Source organism: uncultured Clostridium sp., from assembly GCF_934754915.1.
Lineage (GTDB): Bacteria > Bacillota > Clostridia > Clostridiales > Clostridiaceae > Clostridium.
On record NZ_CAKVKB010000232.1, the window covers coordinates 1 to 3,701 of the forward strand.

The following is a 3,701-nucleotide window of genomic DNA, read 5'->3' on the forward strand; positions in this document are numbered from 1 at the left end:
GATATAATTATCATAACACCATTTTTTTTCATTCTCAATGGCATATAGCATAAACTTCTAATACTTTTTAGTGCTAAGAGCACATATATAATTATTTATAATACAAAAATGAAAGGATTATAACAAATGTCTATAACATTAAAAGATTTATATAGTGAATCAAAAGATAAATACAATTTAAAACTCCTAACAGACACCTCTACGCTTGATAATGTGGTAAGCTGGTTTCACTTTATGGAAGATGAATCAACCATAGATTTTATACGTGGAAATGAAATTATAGTAACAACAGGGCTAGGTTCAAAAAATGAAAAATGGCTCGATGACCTCATTAAAGGTTTAATAGAAAAACATGCTTCTGGACTTATAGTTAATATTGGACAATACATTTTAACTATATCTGAACATACAATTCAGCTTTGCAACGAAAATAATTTTCCCTTATTTACAATACCATGGAAGATACACCTTGTTGATATAATGCAAGATTACTGTAATAGAATAATCAAAGCTGAACATTCTAAATCTAATGTATGCGCTGCTTTTTTCAATGCAATATTTTCTCCATCACAAAAAGATTCATATGTTCCATGTTTAAAACAGACTGGTTATAATTTAAATGGAAGTTTTATGATTCTATCAATAGGACTTAATAAATTGCTTTTTAAAAAAACAAATGAAATAAAATTAAAAAACTTCATTATGAGGCTTGAAAATAAACTTAACTCCCAATCAATCAAATACAGTATATTAGTTGAAAATACTGAATTTAACATTATTTTAAACTTTATAGATAATTCAACATCTCAACATCATATGCAAAATTTATTAGCTGATGATTTAATAAACTATTCTGAAATTAAATGCATAGGCATAAGCTCTTTAGTAACTTCCATAGAAAATCTCAGTAAAGCTTATACAGAAGCCTGTCATTCTAAATTAGAATGTATAAAAGAAAACAAAACTATCATTTATTATGATGATATGGGAATAGATAAACTTCTTTTAAATATAAATAATACTGATATACTAAAAAATCTTTATAATAAATATTTAGGTCCCCTTAATGAATATGACATGCTGCATAACACTGATTACGAAAATATATTAAAAATATATTTAAAAAATAATTGCAGTATACAAGCTGTTTCAAAAAAAACTTATACCCACAGAAATACAATAAATTATAGGATAAAAAAAATTAAAGAAATTATAAATTCCCAGCTTGACGACAGCGAAGAAATTTTTAATTTTCTTCTTGCTTTTCATATTAAGGACATACTCTCAGTTTCTTTTAACAAATAGTGCAAAACTGATTATTAAAATATAGTATCTATAAAACACTATATTTTGTAATCAGTTCACAATATAATTTCATATATTACCATTATTAAATTTAAATAATAATTCAGTAGTCGTATCCTTAATCTATACTCTATTTTGTTAATTCTAAAAATCATCCACAATTTTCCATATAAATGTAATTTTCTATAAAACAAAAAATGATTGACAATTAACAAATTTAACTGCCAATCATTTTCAGTATTATCAAAATTATAACTATTTTTTATCACTTAATATTTTACCAATATCCTCATGTGTAAATTCATATTTTTTATTGCAGAAATTGCATACTATTTCCTCTGATTTTCCTCCATCATAAAGTTCCTGAAGATCTTCTTTTCCTATGGAAATCAATGCTTTTTCTACTCTTTCTCTTGAGCAATCACATTTATATTCTGGTTTCATCTCTTCGAGAATCTTTAAATCCATTCCTTCAAATATGAATTCCAATATTTCTTCAATAGTCTTTCCTTCACTTATCAATGTAGTTATTGGTGGAATTTCCTGCAATCTATATGTTATAACATCTGCTAATAATTCATCAGCACCTGGAAGCATCTGTACTATAAATCCACCTGCTGCCTTTATTGATAAATCTTTATCTACAAGAACTCCAAGAGAAACTGCTGAAGGCGTTTGTTCTGATACAGTAAAATAATATGCAAAATCTTCTGCTATTTCACCAGTTTGTATTTTTACCTGTCCTACATATGGATCTTTAAGTCCTAAGTCTTTTATTACATATAACATTCCATTTGTTCCAACAGCTCCACCAACATCAAGCTTTCCTTTATCATTAAGTGGTCTGTCCACATATGGATTTCCTATGACACCTTTAACAGTACAATCATTATGAGCTGTTACTGTTATTCCATTTATTTCTCCACCACCATTTATTTTTAATGTTGTTACTTCTTTATCACTTTTTAATGTTGATCCAATAAGTGCTCCAGCTGTAAGCATTCTTCCCAAGGCTGCTGAAGCTACAGGAGTAGTATCATGAATTTTTGCACCTTCATTCACTAAATTTGTTGTTATTCCCGCAATTATTCTAACCATATCATTTTTTGCTGTTGCTTTTACTATCTTATCCTGCATTTTTTCATCTCCCTATATTTCTTAAACTATCTGCCTGCAATATAAAGTATTCTCTCTGATTCTTCATTAACTTTATTACTGCTGTACCCATCAAATTTTCCTATTAATTTAAATCCACATTCACTTAAAATCTTTTCTATCATGTTTTCAGTGTAAGCCCTCTCAATATGCTCTTCTTCAAACCTTTCATATAAACCACTATCTTTTTTAACAAAAAATGTTAAGAACATATTTAAAATATCATCTTCAAAAGCATTTTCCCATGTATAGAAAATATCTTCACTACTATATGTATATATATTATTGCCTAATATTTTACTTAACTTATAATATGAATTTATATCAAATATAAATAATCCATCATCCTTAAGATGTTCATAAACCTTGCTCAGATAAGAACGTAAATCATCATCTTCAGTTACATAATTAGTAGAATCAAGTACACAGCTTATAAGATCAAATTTATGATTTAAATCCAATTCACACATATCCTGACATATAATCTTTGCTCTTACTTTATTTTCTTTAAATTTTTCAAATGCTACATTTAGCATTTCATCAGAAAGATCTACTGCAAATGAATTCTTAAATTCTTTACACACCTTTACTGCAACATTACCTGTCCCACATGCTAAATCTAAGTAATCATCAAATTTAACATTATTTTCTCTGCATATTTCTATAATCTTTTCTGCAACTTTATCATAATCAATATCTTCATATATCAATTCATCATAAATATTTGCAAATTCATTGTATGCCATATATATCACGCCCTTAAATCAGTCTATACATCATCTAATATATTATATCCTAATTTTATAGTTAGTCAAACATGATAATATATAAAAAATTTTAAACTCCTATTTATATTGAAATTATTGTTTATTTTTATCCACTCTTCCTAGTATTTCGTTATTAGATGGCATATGAAGTTCTTTTTTACGTTTAGCCATAAGCCCTCCTATACGTCCTGTTTCTTCTGCGGAAAGACCTCCCCAGCCTTCATTTTTAACTTTATCACTAAGTCCAAGTTCTTCAGCAATTTCATATTTAATTTTTTCTCTCATTTTTTCAGCTTCAGTAAGTTCTTTATTTCCTTTAAGCTTTGATTTTATTATTTTTTTCAATGGCGTATTGCTCAAAATATCACATCATTTCTTATATTTTTTTACGTATTCTTATTATTTCCAAATACCATTTTCATATTCTTAATATCATCAATATTTTAATTTCTTTTTTAATACTTGATATTTATT

General features: G+C 26.8%; 4 protein-coding genes. 1 reads left to right on the top strand and 3 read right to left on the bottom strand.

Features of this window, described 5'->3' with window-relative positions:
* The first annotated feature begins 126 nt into the window (after positions 1–126).
* A complete protein-coding gene (locus tag Q0F58_RS18015; RefSeq protein WP_294379235.1) occupies positions 127–1,305 on the top strand; it encodes a PucR family transcriptional regulator in 1,179 nt (392 codons plus the stop codon).
* 255 nt (positions 1,306–1,560) lie between these two features.
* Here Q0F58_RS18015 and hslO read toward each other — a convergent pair whose 3' ends face one another.
* The 3 genes from hslO to Q0F58_RS18030 form a co-directional block, all read right to left on the bottom strand.
* The gene (gene hslO / locus Q0F58_RS18020; protein ID WP_294379236.1) at positions 1,561–2,442 is read right to left on the bottom strand and encodes an Hsp33 family molecular chaperone HslO; all 882 of its coding nucleotides are present in this window, start codon (positions 2,440–2,442) and stop codon (positions 1,561–1,563) included.
* A 26-nt stretch (positions 2,443–2,468) separates the two neighbouring features.
* On the bottom strand, positions 2,469–3,206 hold the full coding sequence (locus tag Q0F58_RS18025; RefSeq protein ID WP_294379237.1) for a methyltransferase domain-containing protein: 738 nt from the start codon (positions 3,204–3,206) through the stop codon (positions 2,469–2,471).
* A 114-nt stretch (positions 3,207–3,320) separates the two neighbouring features.
* Entirely contained in the window at positions 3,321–3,587 is a 267-nt protein-coding gene (locus tag Q0F58_RS18030) for a small, acid-soluble spore protein, alpha/beta type (protein WP_294379238.1), read from the bottom strand.
* Positions 3,588–3,701 lie beyond the last annotated feature (114 nt).